Raw genomic sequence first — 20,489 nt, 5'->3', positions numbered from 1 at the left:
GGGTGGTGCAAAGGGAGGTTGCCCTCCTACATCCGTTCGTGGAAATGGCAGGCTACCTGATGGTGATCGTTGACGGTGTCAACGGTCGGGATATCGGTGGCACAGACATCTTTGGCAAACGGACATCTGGTGCGGAACACGCAACCCGATGGCGGGTTGATCGGGCTGGGCAGATCGCCGGTCAGCACGATGCGTTCCTTGGCGCGTTCAATCTCGGGGTCCGGGATCGGAACCGCGGAAATCAGCGCCTTGGTATAGGGGTGTTTGGGGGCGACATAGATACTGTCGCGGTCGGCCAGCTCCATAAGGTTGCCCAGATACAGCACCAATATGCGGTGACAGATATGACGCACGATCGAAAGATCGTGGCTGATGAAAATCATCGACAGGTCGAATTCGCGCTGCAATTCTTGCAACAAGTTGACAATCTGCGCTTGGATCGAGACATCAAGGGCCGAAACCGGTTCGTCGCAGATGATCAGTTTCGGTTCGAGGATCATCGCGCGCGCAATGCCGATACGTTGGCACTGACCGCCCGAAAATTCGTGCGGATAGCGGTTGATCATCTGTGGCAAAAGCCCGACGCGTGCCATCATGCGTTTGACGCGCGCCCTGATTTCATCTTTGCCCAGTTCCGACTTATGGGTCACAAGCGGTTCGGCGATGATCTCGCCAATCGTCATGCGCGGGTTAAGGCTTGCCAGCGGGTCCTGGAAAATGATCTGCAGGTCCCGGCGTAGCGGCTGCATTTCGCGGTGCGGTGCCCAGACAATATCGCGTCCCAGCCACACGACCTGTCCGTCGGTCGGTGGGATCAGTTGCAGGATCGCACGGCCAAGGGTCGATTTGCCGCAACCGGACTCGCCCACAATGCCAAGCGTTTCGCCGGGATACAGATCGAAATCGATCCCGTCGACGGCCTTAAGCTGGCGTTCTGCCCCAAACAATCCCTTGCCTGGCAGGGAAAAGTGGACCTTAAGGTCACGAACCGACAGGATCGGCACGTTTTTCTTTTTACGGATCGCATTCATTGGCCGTCCTCCCGGAAGCAGGCACTGGCACGACCATCATCAAAGCCGAACAGTCCCGGTTGCGAGACGCCGCAACGATCCATGACATAGGCGCAGCGTTCCTGATAAGCGCAGCCCTTAGGCAGGTTTTGCAGGTTAGGCGGCTGTCCGGGGATAGCAAACAGGTTTTCCTCGCTTGCCGTATCGATGCGCGGCATCGATTTCAAAAGCCCCTCGGTATAGGGATGATGGCTGTCATAGAAAATGTCACGCACCGACCCGGTTTCAACGATCCGCCCGCCATACATCACCATCACCCGGTCACACAGGCCTGCAACCACGCCAAGATCATGGGTGATCATGACAATCGCGGTGTTGAAATCCTTTTTAAGATCGCGCAGCAGATCAAGAATCTGTGCCTGTACCGTTACATCAAGGGCGGTGGTCGGTTCATCGGCAATCAGGACTTCGGGATCACATAGCAACGCCATGGCGATCATCACGCGCTGACGCATGCCGCCGGAAAATTCATGCGGATACATATGCACGCGCTGGGCCGCACCCGGAATGCCGACACGGTCAAGCATGTTAATCGCGCGTTTAAGCGCATTGCCCTCGGACATACCGCGATGTTCTACCAGCACCTCGGTCATCTGTCGGGAGATTTTGAGGAACGGGTTAAGCGACGTCATCGGATCCTGGAAGATCATCGACATCGTCACACCACGGATTTTGTTAAGCTGGCGAGACGGGATATTGAGGATATCCTTATCCTTGTAGCGCACCGTACCCGAGGCCTTGCCGTTTTTGGCAAGAAGCCCCATCACGGCAAGGAAAATCTGGGTTTTGCCCGATCCGGATTCCCCTACAACGCCAAGCGTTTCGCCCGGATTGATATGGAAGTTGATGTCATTGACGGCCTCGACCTCGCCATCCGGGGTCTGGAAGCGGGCACGCAGGTTTTCAACGGTCAGAATATGATTTGTCATGTGCCTATCTGTCTTTCGGGTCAAGGGCGTCGCGCAGGCCATCGCCAATGAAGTTGAAACAGAACAGCGTCAGTGCCAGGAAGATCGCCGGATAAATCAGCATCCAGGTCGCCGCTTCGATCACTTTCGCCCCTTCGGAAATCAGAACGCCCCAGCTTGTCAGCGGCTCCTGAACGCCAAGGCCCAGGAACGACAGGAAGCTCTCGGTCAGGATCACCTGCGGAATGGTCAGGGTCATGTAAACGATGACGGGCCCCAGAACGTTGGGGATCACATGGCGGAAAATGATCTTGAAGTTCGAAACACCGGTGGCATGGGCGGCTTCGATAAATTCGCGCCGTCGGATCGAAAGCGTTTGTCCGCGCACAATCCGCGCCATAGTCAGCCATTCAACCGCGCCAAGAGCCACGAAAATCAGGAAAATATTCCGGCCAAACACCACCATCAGCATGATCACAAAGAACATGAAGGGCAGGGAATAAAGCACATCGACAAACCGCATCATGATGTTGTCGATCCGGCCCCCGAAATAGCCGGCAACCGCACCATAGGTCACCCCGATCACAAGCGACACCGCCGTTGCCAGTAAACCAACCGCAAGCGACACGCGCGCACCGTAAAGAATACGAATGAAAATATCGCGGCCATTACCATCCGTCCCAAGGATATGGCCGTTTTCCCAGTTCGGGCCTTCCTGAATATAGCCCCAGTCGATCTGGTCATAGGCAAACGGGCTTAGCAGCGGTGCGAAAATCGCCATCAGGGTGATAATGGCCAGAATGATCATCGACCCGACGGCGGCCTTGTTGCGAAACAGGCGAATTCGGGCGTCGCGCCACAGGCTGCGGCCCTCGATTTCCCCGGCGGCGCCTGCCGCCTGAAGCATCGCTGTTTTTTGATCCTTGTTTATCATGAGCGTGACTTCAGCTTGGGATCGAGCAGGCCATAAACCATATCGACCAGGAAATTCAGAAGGATGATCATCACTGCATAGACAATCACCACCCCCATCACGAGCGGGTAGTCGCGGTTCAGCGCTGCCTTGACGAAATAGGTCCCGATACCGGGCACGCCAAAGATGGTTTCGATGACCACAGAGCCGGTCATCACCGCTGCCGTCGCCGGGCCCAGATAGGACACAACCGGCAAAAGCGCGCCCTTGATCGCATGCCGGTTCACGACAAGCTTTTCGCGCAATCCCTTGGCGCGCGCGGTACGGATATAATTGGAATGCAGGACTTCGACCATCGATCCGCGCGTCAGGCGCGCGATATAGGCGACCTGCGGCAGGGCAAGGGCGATGATTGGCAATATCTTGTATTCAAGTCCACCATCGCCCCATCCCGCAGTCGGCAGGATCGACAGATACAGGCCAAACACCAGCGACAGAAGCGGGGCCATGACGAAGTTCGGAATGGCAATGCCAACCATGGCAATGCCCATCACGGCGAAATCAACCGCGCTGTTTTGTCGAAGGGCCGCATAGGTGCCCAACCCGACCCCGAAGATCAGCGCCAGAAAGATCGCCGACAGGCCAAGCTGCATTGAGGCAGGGGCCCCGGCCATGATCAGCTCGGCGACGGAAAAATCGCGAATTTTGATCGACGGGCCAAAGTCGCCTTGCACGATTTTGGCAATATACAGGCCGTATTGAACGATTAGCGGTTTATCAAGGTCATAGGCGGCCTTGATGTTTTTTTCGATTTCCGGGGGCAGGGTTCGTTCCTGATCGAACGGGCCGCCCGGTGCGGCGCGCATCATGAAAAAAGCGACGGTGATCACGATAAACAAAGTCGGTATCGCGATCATCAAACGCCGGAATGCGTATGAAATCATTGTTTTGTCCCCAAATGCGTCCGCAGCAGGTCGCAAGTGACCTGCTGCGGGCATCGATCTTTATTATTCCTCGATATCAAGCCAGCGCGTCAGGTGACGGTCCGGCGCGTTATCGATCCAGCCGTCAATCTTGGGGGAAACCAGCTGTTTGGACACATAGTAATAGATCGGGATGACGGGTTGTTCCTCCATCGCAATCGCTTCGGCCTGCTGCATGATGGTGGCGCGCTTTTCAAGATCGGAAGTTTGTTCCGCATCAAGCATCAGCGCATTGAAATCGGCATTGTCGAACTGGGAATAGTTCAGCGGGCCGGTCCGTTTTTCAAGCAGGAACAGGAAGTTTTGTGCATCGTTGTAATCGGCGATCCAGCCTGCACGTGCCAGTTCGAAGTTGCCAACTTTCAGATCGGCAAAGTGGATTTTGCCTTCGGCATTAAACAGGTCGGCTTCGACCCCGATCTGTTTCCACATATTCTGTGCGGCAATGGCAAAGCGCTTGTTATTTTCCTGGGTATTGTAACGCAGGGTAAATTTCAGCGGATTGTCCGGGCCGTATCCGGCTTCGGCCAGAAGAGCCTTGGCCTGTTCAAGGCGTTCGTTATATGGCGTGTCTCTCCAGCCGATATAGGACGGTTCGCCGTAATTGCCGGTTCCGGGCGGAACAAAGGAATAGGCCGGGATTTCACCGGTTTTAAGCACGGAATCGGTGATGGCTTCGCGGTTGATTGCCATAGACAGCGCCTTGCGGATACGCACATCCCCAAACGGTTCCTTGTCGGTGCGAACGGCAACATAATAAATCCCGGCATAGGGGGCGATGCGCAGGCTGTCGGCCAGATTGTCGCGCAACCAGGAGATTTGTTCGGATGCAATCATGCGGGCGACATCAAGCTCGCCCGCACGGAAACGGTTCTGCATCGCTGTCAGGTCTTCATAATTGTAATAAACGACTTCGTCGATCGCGACATTGTCGGCGTCATAGAAGCTGTCGTTCTTGACCAGTCTGGTGTGAACGTTAGGCACCCATTCATCGAGTTTGTACGGGCCGTTAACGACGATATTTTCTGGCTTTACCCAGTCACGGTCGAATTTTGACACGACATGCTGCGGGATCGGAAAAGCCGTCTGGTGGGTCAGCTGAGCCGTGAAATAGGGGGCCGGCGCGGTCAGTTTGACCTGCAGGGTTTTGTCATCCAGTGCGGTGGCAGCGAGCTTCGCGCCTTCCTTGCCGGTATTGACGTCTTCGGCACCTTCGATGATGTAAAGCAGGGATGCATATTCAGCCCCGGTTTCTGGTGCCAGCAGGCGGTTCCAGCCCGCGACAAAATCACCGGCAGTTACCGGCACACCATCCGACCAGTTATGATCGCGGATTTTAAAGGTATAGGTCATGCCGTCGTCGGAAACGGTCCAGCTTTCAGCCGCGCCCGGCACCGGTTCACCATCCGGCCCATAGGTCAGAAGTCCTAGGAACATATCATCGGAAATACGGCTGGTCTGGACGGTCGAGATATAATGCGGGTCCATCGATTGCGGTTCGCCGTCATTGCCGACCCGCAGAACTTTTTCGGCCTGTGCGTGGGCGGTGGACAGCATGGTCATGGAGCCGGCAAGCAATGCCGTTCCCAGCACAAACGCCCGCGAGGAATTCAGCAATCCCTTCACGAGACCATTTGCGGTCGTCGCGTGTTGTGACATCTGTAATGTCTCCCTCATCATTTTGCTTTGTTGGCGACGTACTCCCTGAAAGTACGTACGCAAAAATACTGAGACTGACATGCGTGATCTGCAAGTCTCTATTCCATAAATCCGTAACAAATGGTGGTTATTTGCGTGAAGTTGGTAATTATGTGATGGAATTTTGCGTCAAATATGAAAATTTCCATCTATTATTTGGGAGTCAGAGGCTTTGGCCAGGGCCAGCAAAGCCGCTTTATACGTAACGTCATGCATCGTGTCACAGGCTGAACATTACATGCATGAAATGTGAAATAGTTCACATTCAAAGGGTTGGCAGCGGAAATTACTGATTACGAATCGGGCGATAGCGAGGATTGCGTATTTTTCCATCAAAATAGCCCAAAAACAGTATCTTGACGCGAAAATGGCGGTCAGATGTTTTCTGTTTTGGCGGGGTTCGTCGCTTGCGGCAGGCATGTTGTATCGGATGTCTCCCGGCGACATGCCATTTCAGTGCCACACAAATTTCCGTTGTTAAATTGGCAACGCCGGGCTAGGCATTCTGCAACCCTGTCAGTTATTTCCTCCCCGTAGCCTGTATCGTCTTGAAACACGGACGCATGAATGTTTGAAACACTCGATATTCTTTTTCTGGTCGTTTCAGTTCTTGGAGCTGTACAGGCGATTTTCCTGATCGTCCTGCTGATGGATGAGGGAAAACGAGCATTCACGGCCAATCGATGGCTGATGATGTTCGGATTTTCTGTCGGCATGAGTTTTATCGATGATACGTTCGATCCGATGATCAGCTCGCTGACGAAACTGTATCTTGTACCGGTTTTTGCGCCATTCTTTTTTGCCTTGATCCCGTCGATCTATCTGTATTTCCGGGAGATTTCCGGCGATCCGGCTCCGCGACCATACCGGCATTTTCTGGTGCTGTTGCCGGTGGCTGCTGCCATAGGGCTTATGGTTTACCTGAAAAGTGCGCGCATGATTAGCGATGGGGAGAAGATTCGTGATGTCGGTTTGCAGATCGACTTCTCGGCAAGGGGGCTTGCGGATATGGTGTTGCTGGCCATCGTGATCCTGTTTTGTGTGCTGTTTGCCGTTTATATGACGGGCATCTGGCGACGTGCGCGGTGTTACCTGCAACGGGCCGACTGGCAGCTTCAGGCCGATAGCGAACGGTTGCGCCGGTGGGTGACGGAGCTTCTTGTCGGCATGACCGTGTTGTTTACCGTCTTTACCCTGACCAATCTGTTCGATCTGTTTGTGTCGCGGGCAGAATGGTTGTCGCTTGGTGTCAAGGTGGGGTTTGTGCTTGTCTTCTTCCGGATGTGCCAGGTGATTGCGCAGAACCCTGCGCTCTTTGTGCAGCCGGAAAGCGAAGGCGGCGTTTTTGACGAGCTATCCGTGCGTCATGTTCCTGCGCAAGGGGCTGATGACCAAGAGGCTCCGATGTCGCGTGCAATTGTTGACGTTTCCGATATAAAACGCATTTGCACCCGCCTTGAGAGGATTGTCGCAGATCGCGAGATGATGCTTGATCCGCTGCTGACCATGCCGAAACTTGCCAATGCGGTCGGCGTGACACCCAACCAGCTTTCCTATGTCCTGAACCAGCATCTTGGCAAAAGCTTCTTTGATTTCGTCAACGAAGTACGCACAAGCGAGGCCTCCCGCCTTCTGATCGAAGAGCCGGATCGCACCATCCTCGATATCGCGATCAGTGTCGGGTTTAATTCCAAATCCACCTTCAATCTCGCCTTCAAAAAAATCACCGGCAAAACGCCAAGCGTTTACCGTTCGGAAACCCTGTCGCAGCGTAACACCGCACAATAGTAACGCTTCCTGCCTTTCAGCGAGGCAGTCTGGGCATGATATCTCTGTTGTAACCTTTGTCGTTGCAAACGACGGATACATGAATGTTTGAAACAATTGATTTGTTGCTGTTGCTGATTGCTACACTTGGCGCAGTTCAAGCCATTTTCCTGATTGTCCTTTTGCAGGGCGAGGGAAAGCGCGCCTTTCGGGCAAATCGTTGGCTGATGACATTTGCTGTGGCTATGGGAATGAGCTTTGCGGATGACATTATCGATACGATGGTCAGTCCGCTTGTAAATCTGTATCTGGCCCCCGTCTTTACCCCTTTCTATTTTGCCTCCATCCCGGCCATCTATCTTTATTTTTTGGAAATATCGGGGAAACCTTCTGACAGGCCCGCATGGCATTTTACGGTTATGCTTCCTGTGTCGATAATGATGGTCTTTTTGGTGTACTTGCTCAGTCCTGATACTCCTTTGTCAGGGGTGACCATCGAGGAAATCAATGTCGATCTGGATTTCCGGCAGGGTGAGGTTTTCAATGTACTGCTGATTATACTGATAACGACATTCTGTCTTCAGTTTGCAAGTTATATGTTCTGGATTTGGCATGTTGCGGTTCGGTATCTACAGGATGCTAGTCGGCAGCTTGAAGTAGATCGGAAAGGACTCAAGCGTTGGGTGCTGGAACTGCTTGTCGGGTTGAGTGTGATTTTCACCCTTTTTACACTGATCAATCTTTTCGATACCATCGTTTCGCGCAGTGAATGGTTACAACTCGGCGTTAAGGCAGCCTTCGTTCTGGTGTTCTTCCGGATTTGTCACGTTATAGCCGTGAACCCGGCATTGTTTGTTCAATCCGAACAGGGCGGACGGGGGGAGCCGGAAATGCGAGATGAAGGTGTGGTCGTGGCCGTTCAATCCAGCATGGCGCGTCAAATTCTGGATATGGATGATATCAATCGAATACAGACAAAACTAGAAAGCGTCGTTGCCGCACGTGAACTGATGTTTGATCCGCTTCTGACCATGCCAAAACTTGCCAATGCGGTTGGGGCGACACCCAATCATCTCTCCTTTGTCTTGAACCAGCATCTCGGCAAAAGCTTCTTTGATTTTGTCAATCAGGTTCGGACAAACGAGGCATCCCGCCTTCTGATCGAAGAGCCGGATCGCACTATCCTCGATATCGCAATCAGTGTCGGGTTCAATTCCAAATCAACTTTCAATCTTGCCTTTAAGAAAATCACCGGTAAAACACCCAGTGCATATCGGCATAAGAATCTTTTAAATACAGCATCTTAAGTAGTGCGAATGCGCATTCGTACCTTTTGATGCCATTGATCAGGTTCGAAGATACAGAGCCGGACGCCAGACCGGGGGCGGATCGGCATTGTCGGGTCACCAAAACTGATACAAGGGTGATCGGACAAATGAGTTTTTATAGAGTTTCAAATCTGGTCGGGAACGGTTTGATCCTGTTGGGGACCGGATTATGTGCAAGTGCGCTTCTGCTTGTCATCAGTACTTCAGCCAATGCACAGCAGGGCACAAGGGACATTCTGCGCGAAGAGGTCAATCCCAAACAGGATGAAGCCGCTGATCCCTGGCTTGGCGGGGTGTGGCAGTTCGGGGCATATGGCCAAGTTGAAAGCAATCCTTATCGCGGTGCGGACAGCGTCGATTTAGATCCTTTGCCGCTTCTGGCCTATGATGCGGATCGGCTGCATATCGGGACCGACGGGATATCTGTCACCGCATGGCAAAACGAGTTTGCCAGTCTTGACGTGCTTGGTGCACTTCGCATGAAGCCGTTTGAAAATGGCGATAGTGACTATCTGCGGGGTATGAATGAACGCGACATGGCCTATGAAGCCGGGATCGGTTTCACTAGCCGCCTGTGGCGGGGGGAGGTCGGGGCCTATTACCTGACCGATCTGAATGACGCCCATGACGGTCATGAACTTGACCTCACCTATACCATCCCGATGGATTTGCAGAATGTAACATTCGACTGGGGGGGCGGGGTACGCTGGCAAAGCGAGAAACTGGCAAACTACCATGTCGGTGTCAGCGGCACCGAAGTCAGAAGTGACCGCAACGCCTATGACGCGGATGCTGCCTTCATCCCGCATCTTGATGTCTCTGTAACCTATCCGATTACCGAGAGTATCGTGCTGCTTGGAAACGGTGGGGTGGAATTGCTGCCTGACAGCTATACCGACAGTCCGCTGATAGAAGATGACTATGTCTACAGCATCGGCATCGGGCTGGTCTACAACTTCTAACCTTTATGTTCAGGCGCCGGTCTCCTGCCCACCCTCAACCCAGGCGGCCGGTTTCTGGCGGGTCGGTGATTTCCAGTGGGCCGACCCGCCCTTTGTTTTCTGCCGAAATGAAACCCCATGGAGGATCATGGTCTGGTTTAGCCGTTTTTGTCTGGGCATGACGCTTGTGGCCGTGCTGATCATCGGTATTTGCAGCGGATTTCTGGCTGTTTCTGCCGGTATGCGGTGCTTTTATGGCTATGCCGCCCTTTGATCGTGGTCGTCAGGGGGCTTTGAGTTCCAGCAAATCCCACTTGTTGCCATAAAGGTCCGCAAAGACGGCAACGGTGCCATATGGCTCGTATCGCGGTTCTTCAAGAAACTGGACCTCGGCCTTTTTCATCAGAGCATGGTCGCGGGCAAAATCATCGGTATTCAGGAAAAATCCGACCCGCCCGCCGGTCTGATTGCCGATGGCAGCGGTTTGTGTTTCCCCCGATGCCTTTGCCAGCAAAAGACGGCTTTCACGCGCACCCTTCGGACCGACAATGACCCAGCGTTTGCCGTTGCCCATGTCGGTATCCTCGATTAGTTCGAACCCGACCTTGTTGACATAGAAATCAATGGCCTCGTCGTAATCTGCGACGACAAGTGAAACCAGTCCGATATGGGGCATGGCGATAATCCGGGAGCAGATGATTAGATCAGACCAAGGGTTTTAAACGAATTATACCCGGTCTGACTGATGATGATGTGGTCGTGGATGGTGATTTCCATCGCCTTTGCGGCTTCGGCAATTTTGCGTGTCATGTCGATATCGCCGCGTGATGGGGTGGCATCGCCGCTGGGATGGTTATGCACCAGAATGATTGCGCTGGCGTGCAATTCAAGGGCGCGCTTGATCACTTCGCGCGGGTAAACCGGGGTGTGATCGACCGTGCCTGTTTGATGGCATTCGTCGGCAATCAGCCGGTTCTTGCGATCCAGAAACAGCAGATGCAGTTCTTCGGTCTTGCGATGGCCCAGACGCACCCGGCAGTAATCGATCAGCTGTTCCCAACTGGCGATCACCGGCAATTCCATCGCACGTTCACGGGCCAGATATTGCGCACTTGCCTCTGCCACCTTGATCGCGGCAATTCCGGCATCGCCAAGGCCCTTGGCCTTTTGCAAATCTTCGGGCCGTGCGGCAAGAACATTGGCAAAGCTGCCAAACTGCGCAATCAGCGATTTTGCCAGCGGTTTGACATCGCCGCGCGGCATCGCCATGCACAGCAAAAGTTCAAGCAACTCATAATCAGCAAGTGCATTGGCCCCGCCTTTCAGGAACCGTTCGCGCAGCCGTTGGCGATGGCCGTGATAATGGGGTTTGGGCGGTTTCGCGTCGCTCGGCGATGGCTGGAAACTGGCACTTTGTCCGACCGGAACCGCATCGCGCGTCTGATCGAAAAAGACGCGCGTGCCGTCATCTATTTGCGTATCAATCGGCGCGTCAGGACGGGAAGCAGCCTTGCGATCTTCTGTTTCGCTCAAATCCGCTTCCCCCTGTCTGTTTGCGGCCTTATTCGGCGGCGGCACTGATATCGTATGGTGGCTTTTCCAGCCCGGCGGGCGAACGGGTAAAGATTTCAAACCCGTCATCGGTGACGCCAAGTGAATGTTCAAACTGTGCCGACAGTTTGCGGTCCCGCGTCACCGCTGTCCAGCCATCAGGCAGGATTTTGCAGGTATAGGTACCCTGATTGATCATCGGCTCGATGGTGAAGATCATGCCGGGTTCCAGAACCAGTCCTTCGCCCGGGCTGCCGTAATGCAGGATATTGGGCGCATCGTGGAACACCTGACCAAGGCCGTGACCGCAGAAATCGCGTACAACCGAAAAACGTTCGCTTTCGGCATAGCTCTGGATCGCATGGCCGATATCGCCAAGGGTCGCCCCCGGCTTGACCGCATTGATCCCGCGCCATAATGCCTCGTATGTCACATCGACAAGGCGCTGCGCCATTACCTTGGGCGTGCCTGCAATATACATGCGCGATGTATCGCCATACCAGCCATCAAGAATGACGGTAACATCGATATTCATGATGTCGCCATTCATCAGCTTCTTGTCGCCGGGGATTCCGTGACAGACAACATGATTGATCGAGGTGCAGATGGATTTCGGAAAGCCGCGATATCCAAGGCAGGCCGAAACTGCATTATGATCGCGAATATATTCATCGCACAATTGATCCAGCCTGCCGGTCGTTTCGCCCGGAACAACGAAAGGTGTAATGTAATCGAGCACTTCCGCAGCCAGACGTCCGGCGGCGCGCATCCCTTCGAACGCTTCGGGTCCGTGCAGTTTTACTTTTCCGTTCGCCACCCGAAATCTCCTTGGTTCGGCAGTAACATTCAATGGTCGCTGTGTCGCAACATAGTTCAATGACATAATCGGACAGGGCGAAATTGGCAAGGATGCCGTCACTTTGCGCTGATATTGCGGATCGGAAGCGCTCTGTTGACTGTTACTGATACGGTTTCGACATCAATGACGCAGTCATAGGCCAGTGCTTCGACCCCGGCGCTGGTGGCAGCAGCAAAACGTGCGGCATAGTACGGATCGATATCGGATGCCAGGGCAAACCGGTCGCAGTCATCGCGCTGGATCAGATAGAACATCACGGCACGGTGCCCGTCTGCGACCATGTCTGCCATTTCGTCCAGATGCTTTGCCCCGCGCGCAGTCACTGCATCGGGAAATTCGGCTAGCCCCGGCACGGTGTCATCACGTTTCAGATGGACGTTCTTGACCTCGACATAGCAAAGCCCTTTGACCGGATCGGATAGCAGAATATCGATGCGGGAATTTTTGCCATATTTGACTTCGCGTTTCAGTGTTTCATAGCCGGCCAGTTCCGGCACCTTGCCCGCCCGTATCGCTTCTTCGACAATCGCGTTGGGATGGGCTGTATTAATGCCAACCATCGCACCGCCAACCCGGCACAGTTCCCAGCTGTATTTCAGTTTGCGTTTCGGATTGTCCGATTGCGACAGCCAGACATCAATCCCCGGATCCTTTAGCCCGATCATCCCGCCCGGATTGGCGCAATGGGCGGTAATGACAACCCCGTTATCAAGTTCGACATCGGCAAGAAAACGTTTGTAACGTTTGATCAGCTTGCCCCGGATCAGGGGAGAGGGAAGGAGCATGTCAAATTCCGGTAACTGTTTGCTTTTGATCGGTTAAATCAAAAAGTATGACTAATTGTTTTTCGCCGGATCGGGTTTGTCCGGGAGGTCTCCCAGAAAATCGACAAGGCTGACCTGCCCTGTGCCGCGACGCAGCGGCTTTGGCTGGCTTTCGTCAGGGGCCCATGCGGTCAGGTAAATCACCTGAAATTTGGCATGAACACGCCCATCAGGGCGGCCGTGACGTTCGTGATAAATCGCTGCCGCACGGGCCAAAGTGCTGCGTTTGGTAAATTTCTTGGACCGGATGGCAACAAGGTTGCTTTCGCCCATCCCCGAAAGATCGCGCATCAGCTTCAGCGCATCGGGGTAATTGATGGTGATATCGTCGCTATCGACCACCGGTAGGGCAAAGCCGCTGCGCTGTAACAGCGATCCGGCATCGCGAACATCGACAAAGGGTGAAACGCGGGGGGATACACCGCCTTCTTCCTCGGCCTCGGCGGTCATCAGTGCCTCGCGCAGGTCGCGCAGCGTATCACCGCCCAGCATACAGGCCAGAAACAGGCCATCGGGTTTAAGTGCACGCCGTGCCTGTAGCAGCATGCCGGGCAGGTCATTGACCCAATGCAGCGACAGGTTCGAAAGGATCAGGTCAAGCGATCCAGCGCTAAACGGCAGGAATTCCTCGTCGGCAACGAATGTTGTACGGTCATTGCGCATTCTGGCCGACTGCGCATAGCCATATGAAATGTCGCATTGATGCAGGGTTTCAATCCCGCCGCGCGCGCCGATGATCTGGCCAAGCTCGCCATTATGACAGCCAAGATCAACCGCCAGCGGGAATTTGCGTGTGGTGTCGTCAAGCCGGTCGGCGAGGCGTTCGGCGGTTTCGGCGAACAGGAAATTGAACTCGCTGGCGCGCTTTGCCGCGCGGTCGCGACGCAGTTTCAGGATGTGGCGATCAAAAACGGTGATCGGATCGGCCATGGGGCGGGAAGCTCCGTCAAAAGTCGTTTTAAAAGTTACGACCTAGATAGAACGTCGCGCCCGCCCATGCAATCCAAGACCGGATCAAAGCGCCAGAACAAGCCGATCATCGCTGGCATCGTCCGCAGCCGCAGGCACGGCACAGCAGATCAATGCCTCGTTGGGGGCGGTTTTGGCCGATGGCCGGGTTTTATAGGTCACGTTTCCTCGCAGGATTTTGGTCCGGCAGGTGCCGCAATTCCCACCCCGGCAGCTTGCCTCTGGTGCCAATCCGGCATCTTCGGCCAGTTCCAGCAAGGTTTTGCCATCACCCGGCTTCCAGATTGTGCTTTGGCCCGAGCTTGAAAAATCAACTTTTGTGTCCTTGCTGCTTGCCGGTGCCAGTTCCGGCAGATCGGGCTGGCTGTCGTGGCTTCGTTGCAGGGATGCGGGGCCGAATGCCTCGGCATGGATGCGGGTATCGGTGATGTTAAGCCCGCGCAGACCGTCATATATCGCCTGCATGAAAGGTGGCGGGCCGCACAGATAAAAATCGAAATCGTCAAACGGCAGCAGGGAACGCAGCAAATTCATATCGATATGCCCGGATGCCTCGTAATCCTTGCGCGGTTCGGCGTCGGTCGGATCGGCAAGCACGCGGACAAGGCGAATGCTGCCTTGGGCTGCTTTGACCAGTTCGACCAGCTCGTCATCAAACGCCCGGTCTTCAAGGGTGCGTGCGGCATAAAACAGCCATGTGGGCCGGAAACCGCGGGTGCGAAGTCCCTCATAGACGATATGGCGCAACATCGAAATCATTGGTGTAATGCCTATGCCACCCGCGATCAGAACTGCCGGGCGCTTGACATGGGCATCAATCGAAAAATCGCCTGCAGGCGCACGGGCCTCGATCACATCGCCCTCGGCAAGATGGTCGTGCAAGTGGCTTGAAACCGCGCCTTCGCGCTTCACACTGATGCGATAGCGATTATCCGATGGGCCGCTTGAAAGCGTGTAGGTGCGGATCAGCGGTTTGTCATGGCCGGGCACAGTAACCCGGATCGGCAGATGCTGTCCGGCCTTGTAAGGCACGGTTCCAGTCCCGTCGAGCGGTTCGAGATGGAAAGATTTGATTATTCTGTTTTCTTTCACAATCCGCGCGATTTTGAAATTTTTCCAAATAATCGCGTTTTTCATCGACGCGATCTTGCGCTCCGCCGTTTCCCAGTCGCCGGTCAGAAGGCTGTTGGGCGATGCACCATCGGTTTGATCGCGCCAGCGGATCGGAAGGGTGGCTTTGCGCAAGACGATCCTGCGCGGGAAAACCCGCCATAAACGTTCCGCCCCCTGAAAGGCCGCAATTTCCGGCCCGTCGATGATGACGTCGGCATCGCCCGTGATTTGCAGGATATCGCCCGTGGCAAAATCGGTAAAAACAAGGCCTGCCTTGGGATTGACGAGGATATTTCCCAGCGTATTGAAAAACAGGTTTCCGGCAAAATCGGGAATGGTCAGGCTGCCATCGTCATCAATACGGACAAATCCGGGCTTGCCGCCACGATGCGAAACATCGACCTCGCGGCTCTCACCTGGCCTATCAACGAAGGTCGCGACAAAGAAAGTATCGGCAGCGGCAATCATTGCGCGCGCCTGATCATCCAGTCCGTTTTCCAAATCCTCATATAATTTGATTTCTGGCGAAACCGGGACCAGTGGATCTCGGGTGAATTCGAAATCGCGCAGATGAATATATTGTGGACAGTTGCCATAGCTATGCCCGACCCGTATCGCGAAACCATCATCAGATGAGCGCGCGATGGTGCCATTCAGGCGGTTGCGGCGTCTTGTGTGCAGTTCGATCCCGATCATGCCAATCGCCTTGCCATCATCCATCCCGGCATCGGCCGGGTCCGTCGGATCGCGCGGGATGTCGACGGCAAGCTGATAGGGATCGGGGGCATGCAGGAAGCCGGGGTGATTGGCGCGAAGGGTTGCCCAAACATCGCCGTTGTTATCAACTGCACCAAATACGGCAAAGGGCAGTTGGGGGTAAAACTGGCGATGCTGGTCGATCAGGTGGTCGCGCAGGACACGTTTGCCGACCTCGGCCATGCGGGCATCGACCCCGACCAGTTTCTGCATGTGAATTTCACCTTCGTGCCACGGACTGCCGGTGTCCGTGCCGGACGGGGTGAATTGCACCGGAGCAGATGAAACAGGGGATGCAGTGCGCGTGTTCATGGCAGTTTCCTTTGCGACACAAGGGAAGTCGGGGAAGGGCCGGTCGGGCGGGGTGATAGGGGAGTCTGGACAAGGCGAAAGACCGGCCGACCTGTCAGACCGACTTGCGCAGGCCAGCGACAGTCTGTTCAAACGGCACGAAACCGGGCAGTGCTTCGACCCGTTTCAGCCAGGCGCGCACATTGCCATAGGCAGCAAGGTCAACATTGCCTTCGGGCGCATTGGCGATATAGCTGTAAAGCGCGACATCGGCGATGGTTGGCCGGCCCAGCTCGATCCAGTCCTTGCCCGAAAGCGCGTCGTCAATCTGGGTCAGAATGGCATGGGCGCGTGCAATGACTTCGTCGGCATTGAACGGTACGTTAAACACCGTGAGCAGACGGGCAGCACAGACGCCATAGGCAATTTGCCCCGCCGCGACCGAAAGCCATTTCTGAACCTTGGCGGCACTTTCGGCATCTTCGGGCAGCCAGTCGGTCGCGCCGCGTTTCTTGGCAATATAAGTCATGATGGCGATGGAATCGGCAATCACGACGTCGCCGTCTTCGAGAACCGGTACCTGACCAAACGGATTCAGTTTGAGGAATTCAGGCGATTTATGCGCGCCATTGGGCAGATCGACCGTGATGACATCATGGTCAACGCCCAAAAGGCTTAGAAACAGATGGGCGCGATGGGCATGGCCCGAAAGAGGGAAATAATGCAGCTTCATTGTTCCAATTCCTTCGTCGAATACGAGGTTGATGAGATGCCACCTACTGTGATTGTTTCTGTCGAATTGTGGAATATGGTTTTCGGGGAATTCATTATTCCATAAAGTGGAATTATGTGTTGGTGGAGCGGGAAAAACACCATGGACCGATTTCAGGCGATGAGGATTTTTGTGCGCGTTGTCGAAGCGCAAGGCTTTGCCGCTGCGGCACGGGAATTGGGATCAAGCCCGCCTGCGGTTACACGTGCGGTGGCCTTCCTTGAGGATATCACCGGCGCACGGCTTCTGACCCGGACAACAAGGTCGGTGACCCTGACAGAACCCGGGGCACAATACTATGACGATTGCAAACGGTTGCTTGGCGACCTGGAAGAAGCCGAAGCCGCCGCAGGCGGTGCCTATGCCCGACCCAGTGGCACATTGACCATCACGGCCCCGGTACTGTTCGGGCAGATGTATGTGTTTCCGGTAATGACCGAGTTTCTTGATCTGTATCCAGAGATGCGCGGTCGGGTCCTGTTGTTTGATCGCATCGTCAATATTGTCGAGGAAGGCATCGATCTTGCCATTCGGATCGGGCATATGGCCGATACATCCATGAGCGCGATCAAGGTCGGGACGGTAAGGCGTATCATTTGCGGATCCCCCGACTATTTTGATCGCCATGGCAGGCCGCAGGTACCCGCAGATATCGGGATGCACAGGGTTATTGCATCAACCGGATCATCGGCACCACTGGACTGGCAGTTTGGCGGTGATCAGAACGTCCGTCTTTCGGTAAATGCGCGACTGCAAACCAATTCGATTGAAGCCGCGCGTAATGCGGCGATTGACGGATGGGGACTGGTTCGAATGCTGTCCTATCAGGCGGCACCCTTTATCGAGGACAGGTCGCTTGAGGTGGTTCTGCGTGAGTATGAGCCTGAAGCGATCCCCATTCATATCGTCCATCCCGAGGGCCGTCATGCCCCGGCCAAGGTCCGGGCCTTTATCGATCTGGCGGTGGAGCATCTTCGGGCGGATAAACGCATCAATTAGATGGACTTTTCAATCATCGCGCGTGATAGGATCGGGCGTCGCGTTATCGGGGATATGACGTCAGGCAGAGGACAGGGCTTGGGGATTTTACCGGCACGGATTGGCCGTATTGTCGGCAATGTCATGCAGATCGGTTTGCGCACCGTTTTGCCGCCGCGTTGTGGCGGATGCGGGACTATTACCGATACGGTGCATGCAGTTTGTGCCGATTGCTGGACCCGGCTTCGGTTTATTGCCGATCCGCTTTGTGCGTGTTGCGGGTATCCGTTCGAACTTGCCAATGATGATGACGTGGGCGATGGCACGCTGTGCGGTGAATGCCTTCGCAAAAATCCGGCATTTGATGCCGCAAGGGCGGCACTGGTTTATGACGATGGCAGCCGCGATTATCTTTTGCGGTTCAAGCACGGGGATCGCACCGATCTGACACCGCTTTTAAGTCGCTGGCTGTTGCAGGCCGGGCGTGATTTCTGGGGCGATACGGATATTATTGTTCCCGTACCGCTGCATCGGTCCCGGCTTTTGATGCGGCGTTATAACCAGTCGGGGTTGCTGGCGGATAGCCTGTCGCGGCAGACCGGTATTGCGTGGCATGGCACGGTGCTTCGACGGTTGCGAAAAACGCGCAGTCTGGGCGGGTTGGGAGCATCGTCGCGTAAGCGCGAGGTTGGCGGTGCGTTCGGCGTGGATGACAGGATCGCACAGCGGATCGGGCTTGCCGGTGCGCGGGTGGTTTTGATTGACGATGTACTGACGACCGGGGCGACGGCCAATGCGTGCGCGCGGATTTTAAAGCGCGCCGGAGCCATGCAAGTGCGCCTGATCACGGTTGCACGGGTGGTGCGATGACGGGTTGCAAAATATCTGTTATAGAACGGCCATACAGGACGGATGACCGGTCATATTCTGGTGCAAGGCTGTGAAAATACGTGCCATTGCGCCGGTTGCGACCCGATAAAAAAGGAACATGACCAGATGGCAAAAGTCGAAGTTTATGCCACCGAATGGTGCCCCTATTGCAAGCGTGCCCGCAAGCTTCTGGAAGAAAAGGGTGCCAAGTACGAATTGATCGACGTGATGATGGAACCGCGTCGCAAAAAGGAAATGATGGATCGCGCCAATGGCAAACATACCGTGCCGCAGATTTTCATCAATGACGAACATATCGGCGGCTGCGACGAACTGATGGCGCTGAATGCCAAGGGCGGTCTGGACAGCAAGCTGTCGGCATAAGTTCGGGATTTCCAAAACGGGTGACAGCAATCGTTGCCACCCGTTTATTTTTTGATATCGGGTGCCGTTTCAAGCGTTTTGCGGCCCTGAACTACTTTGGGCAGTTTTATTCGGTTTTCACCGGATTGTTGTCGACGACCTCGCGATAGGCTGCGAGATCAAGAAAAGCCTCGGCCTCGATAACCAGACCGTCCTGCATTTTGAAGATCCAAACAAATTGGTTCTCATAGGACGTTCCGGTGGTGGTGGTGGCGCTACCGTCGAAGCGTATAATCACCATATCGTTGTCAGCCCAGATCGCATGCACAACAGGCTTGATCGGTGTAACAAGTCGACTGACAAGTGGCGTTGCGGCTTGTTCCACAAAATCCTGGCGGTTGGTGTAAGTGCCAGCAACAGGGTCGGAGCCGTGGATCGTCCAGACAACATCATCGGCAAGAATTTGCCCGAACACGCTTTCACCTGCCACCCATGCGTCGAAGGCACGGCGAACAATATCCCGGTTGTTTGCCTGCTGTTCAAGGGTGGCTGCGTTTGGTGTTGCTGTTTGCGATGCCGATGCCGGACTGGTGAAAAGGATCGGTAAAACGATCATGAAAATGCCAGTACCAATCCGGACCGGGGACGGTATATATCGGGTCAAAACGGATTTAGGTTTCATTGGTTGTCCTCCTGTCGGCGCATGATCATGCCGCCGTGATGTAGAATGCCATCGATAAATTCGCCGTCGGCTGTGAAGCCGGAATCATCCCAGTATTCGATACGGTTGCCGTCTATCTCGTAACGACCGGTATAAGCATTTTCGCGGTTGCCACGTGCTTCTGCGTACCGCCCGTCAGGCTTCAGTTCCTGCCGGACATGATTGTCCGAGGTAACCCACATGCCGACATAGGGTGAGGGCTGTATTTCGCTCATGCCAGATTGTTCCTCTGTCTGTTGAAAATAGGGGGCAATTTCAGCCTCGGTGACGATCCGGGCCGAGTTATGCTCATGACGGATGACCCAGCGATTGCCATCGCATTGCCAGCCGAGTTGGGAACGATCCCGGATCGCGGTGATCGTGCCATCCTGTGCTTCGAGCCGGGCGACAAATTCAAGTGTCGTTGAAGCAACGCTGTTGCCAATGATGGCATCCGGGCCGTCCGATATTGCGTGGCGGGCCGAGCGCATGTTGTTAAATGGCCCTTCCCACATTGCGCCGTAGTCGATTGCACGTCGGGCGGTCTTGCCGTCCGGCGCAAGGTCGTCATAAAAAACGCCGGGACCTTCGAGGTCGTAATAACGGGCGAGTTTTTCGGCAAAGACAAAAGCCGGATCACCCGGGGCACGTTCCCAACCATCCAAAATCCATGTTTCATGGAGTATTGAAGGGCCGTTTTGCCCGTCTGCCGGGCAGGATTGTGCCGTTTCAGATTGACCGAAGGCCGCGGTACTGATGACGGAACATAAAAGTGAGAAAACGAGTACGCGGGGGTTCATAGTGAGCTCCTGCTTTTTTCGATTGGTGCTGCGGG

The 20,489-nt window shown here is 54.7% G+C and carries 21 protein-coding genes; 7 read left to right on the top strand and 14 right to left on the bottom strand.

From position 1 onward, the window contains the following. Positions 1–26: 26 nt before the first annotated feature. The 5 genes from LG297_RS15170 to LG297_RS15150 form a co-directional block, all read right to left on the bottom strand. Positions 27–1,031, bottom strand: a complete 1,005-nt coding sequence (locus LG297_RS15170; protein WP_404421683.1) for an ABC transporter ATP-binding protein — start codon at positions 1,029–1,031, stop codon at positions 27–29. Continuing rightward, complete coding sequence (locus tag LG297_RS15165) at positions 1,028–1,999, bottom strand: ABC transporter ATP-binding protein (protein ID WP_404421681.1); 972 nt, start codon at positions 1,997–1,999, stop codon at positions 1,028–1,030. The genes LG297_RS15170 and LG297_RS15165 overlap by 4 nt, the downstream gene beginning before the upstream one ends. Positions 2,000–2,003: 4 nt before the next feature. Next, a complete protein-coding gene (locus tag LG297_RS15160) occupies positions 2,004–2,885 on the bottom strand; it encodes an ABC transporter permease subunit (protein ID WP_404421679.1) in 882 nt (293 codons plus the stop codon). A 23-nt stretch (positions 2,886–2,908) separates the two neighbouring features. Beyond that, on the bottom strand, positions 2,909–3,835 hold the full coding sequence (gene oppB / locus LG297_RS15155; protein ID WP_404421677.1) for an oligopeptide ABC transporter permease OppB: 927 nt from the start codon (positions 3,833–3,835) through the stop codon (positions 2,909–2,911). A 63-nt stretch (positions 3,836–3,898) separates the two neighbouring features. Continuing rightward, positions 3,899–5,533 carry a peptide ABC transporter substrate-binding protein gene (locus tag LG297_RS15150; protein ID WP_404421675.1) on the bottom strand — a complete coding sequence of 545 codons (1,635 nt, stop codon included), beginning with the start codon at positions 5,531–5,533 and terminating at the stop codon, positions 3,899–3,901. Between the two features lie 606 nt (positions 5,534–6,139). Between LG297_RS15150 and LG297_RS15145 the strand changes: the two genes are divergently transcribed. The 4 genes from LG297_RS15145 to LG297_RS15130 all read left to right on the top strand — a co-directional run bounded on the left by LG297_RS15145 (position 6,140) and on the right by LG297_RS15130 (position 9,882). Next, on the top strand, positions 6,140–7,360 hold the full coding sequence (locus tag LG297_RS15145) for a helix-turn-helix domain-containing protein (protein ID WP_404421673.1): 1,221 nt from the start codon (positions 6,140–6,142) through the stop codon (positions 7,358–7,360). 83 nt (positions 7,361–7,443) lie between these two features. Continuing rightward, positions 7,444–8,646, top strand: coding sequence for a helix-turn-helix domain-containing protein (locus LG297_RS15140; RefSeq protein WP_404421671.1), 1,203 nt, complete (start codon positions 7,444–7,446; stop codon positions 8,644–8,646). Positions 8,647–8,774: 128 nt separating this feature from the next. Next, a complete protein-coding gene (locus tag LG297_RS15135; protein WP_404421669.1) occupies positions 8,775–9,629 on the top strand; it encodes a MipA/OmpV family protein in 855 nt (284 codons plus the stop codon). A gap of 127 nt (positions 9,630–9,756) precedes the next feature. After that, the gene (locus tag LG297_RS15130) at positions 9,757–9,882 is read left to right on the top strand and encodes a hypothetical protein (protein WP_404421667.1); all 126 of its coding nucleotides are present in this window, start codon (positions 9,757–9,759) and stop codon (positions 9,880–9,882) included. Positions 9,883–9,891: 9 nt separating this feature from the next. On the opposite strand, the gene LG297_RS15125 is transcribed toward LG297_RS15130, so the two are convergent. The 7 genes from LG297_RS15125 to LG297_RS15095 form a co-directional block, all read right to left on the bottom strand. Then, positions 9,892–10,284, bottom strand: coding sequence for a VOC family protein (locus LG297_RS15125; protein ID WP_404421665.1), 393 nt, complete (start codon positions 10,282–10,284; stop codon positions 9,892–9,894). A 23-nt stretch (positions 10,285–10,307) separates the two neighbouring features. Further along, entirely contained in the window at positions 10,308–11,141 is an 834-nt protein-coding gene (radC, locus tag LG297_RS15120; RefSeq protein ID WP_404421663.1) for a DNA repair protein RadC, read from the bottom strand. Between the two features lie 28 nt (positions 11,142–11,169). Beyond that, positions 11,170–11,976 carry a type I methionyl aminopeptidase gene (gene map / locus LG297_RS15115; protein ID WP_404421661.1) on the bottom strand — a complete coding sequence of 269 codons (807 nt, stop codon included), beginning with the start codon at positions 11,974–11,976 and terminating at the stop codon, positions 11,170–11,172. Positions 11,977–12,074: 98 nt separating this feature from the next. Then, complete coding sequence (gene sfsA, locus LG297_RS15110) at positions 12,075–12,803, bottom strand: DNA/RNA nuclease SfsA (protein WP_404421659.1); 729 nt, start codon at positions 12,801–12,803, stop codon at positions 12,075–12,077. A gap of 51 nt (positions 12,804–12,854) precedes the next feature. Then, complete coding sequence (locus tag LG297_RS15105) at positions 12,855–13,772, bottom strand: methyltransferase domain-containing protein (protein WP_404421657.1); 918 nt, start codon at positions 13,770–13,772, stop codon at positions 12,855–12,857. A gap of 84 nt (positions 13,773–13,856) precedes the next feature. Further along, on the bottom strand, positions 13,857–15,992 hold the full coding sequence (locus LG297_RS15100; protein WP_404421655.1) for a pyridoxamine 5'-phosphate oxidase family protein: 2,136 nt from the start codon (positions 15,990–15,992) through the stop codon (positions 13,857–13,859). A gap of 94 nt (positions 15,993–16,086) precedes the next feature. Next, complete coding sequence (locus tag LG297_RS15095; protein WP_404421653.1) at positions 16,087–16,704, bottom strand: glutathione S-transferase family protein; 618 nt, start codon at positions 16,702–16,704, stop codon at positions 16,087–16,089. 141 nt (positions 16,705–16,845) lie between these two features. Between LG297_RS15095 and LG297_RS15090 the strand changes: the two genes are divergently transcribed. The 3 genes from LG297_RS15090 to grxC all read left to right on the top strand — a co-directional run bounded on the left by LG297_RS15090 (position 16,846) and on the right by grxC (position 18,975). Then, positions 16,846–17,742 carry a LysR family transcriptional regulator gene (locus tag LG297_RS15090; protein ID WP_404421651.1) on the top strand — a complete coding sequence of 299 codons (897 nt, stop codon included), beginning with the start codon at positions 16,846–16,848 and terminating at the stop codon, positions 17,740–17,742. Continuing rightward, positions 17,743–18,591 carry a ComF family protein gene (locus LG297_RS15085; RefSeq protein ID WP_404421649.1) on the top strand — a complete coding sequence of 283 codons (849 nt, stop codon included), beginning with the start codon at positions 17,743–17,745 and terminating at the stop codon, positions 18,589–18,591. 126 nt (positions 18,592–18,717) lie between these two features. After that, on the top strand, positions 18,718–18,975 hold the full coding sequence (gene grxC / locus LG297_RS15080) for a glutaredoxin 3 (RefSeq protein ID WP_037991032.1): 258 nt from the start codon (positions 18,718–18,720) through the stop codon (positions 18,973–18,975). Between the two features lie 106 nt (positions 18,976–19,081). On the opposite strand, the gene LG297_RS15075 is transcribed toward grxC, so the two are convergent. Both LG297_RS15075 and LG297_RS15070 read right to left on the bottom strand, forming a co-directional pair. Further along, a complete protein-coding gene (locus tag LG297_RS15075) occupies positions 19,082–19,636 on the bottom strand; it encodes a nuclear transport factor 2 family protein (RefSeq protein ID WP_404421646.1) in 555 nt (184 codons plus the stop codon). Continuing rightward, positions 19,633–20,319: an Atu4866 domain-containing protein gene (locus LG297_RS15070; protein WP_404421644.1), complete on the bottom strand. Its 687-nt coding sequence runs from the start codon at positions 20,317–20,319 to the stop codon at positions 19,633–19,635. The genes LG297_RS15075 and LG297_RS15070 overlap by 4 nt, the downstream gene beginning before the upstream one ends. Positions 20,320–20,489 lie beyond the last annotated feature (170 nt).

The sequence above is a fragment of the Thalassospira australica genome, from assembly GCF_044790785.1.
Classification (GTDB): Bacteria; Pseudomonadota; Alphaproteobacteria; order Rhodospirillales; family Thalassospiraceae; genus Thalassospira; species Thalassospira australica_A.
Note: the sequence above shows the minus strand (reverse complement) of the source record. Positions and strands in the feature narration are given on the sequence as shown.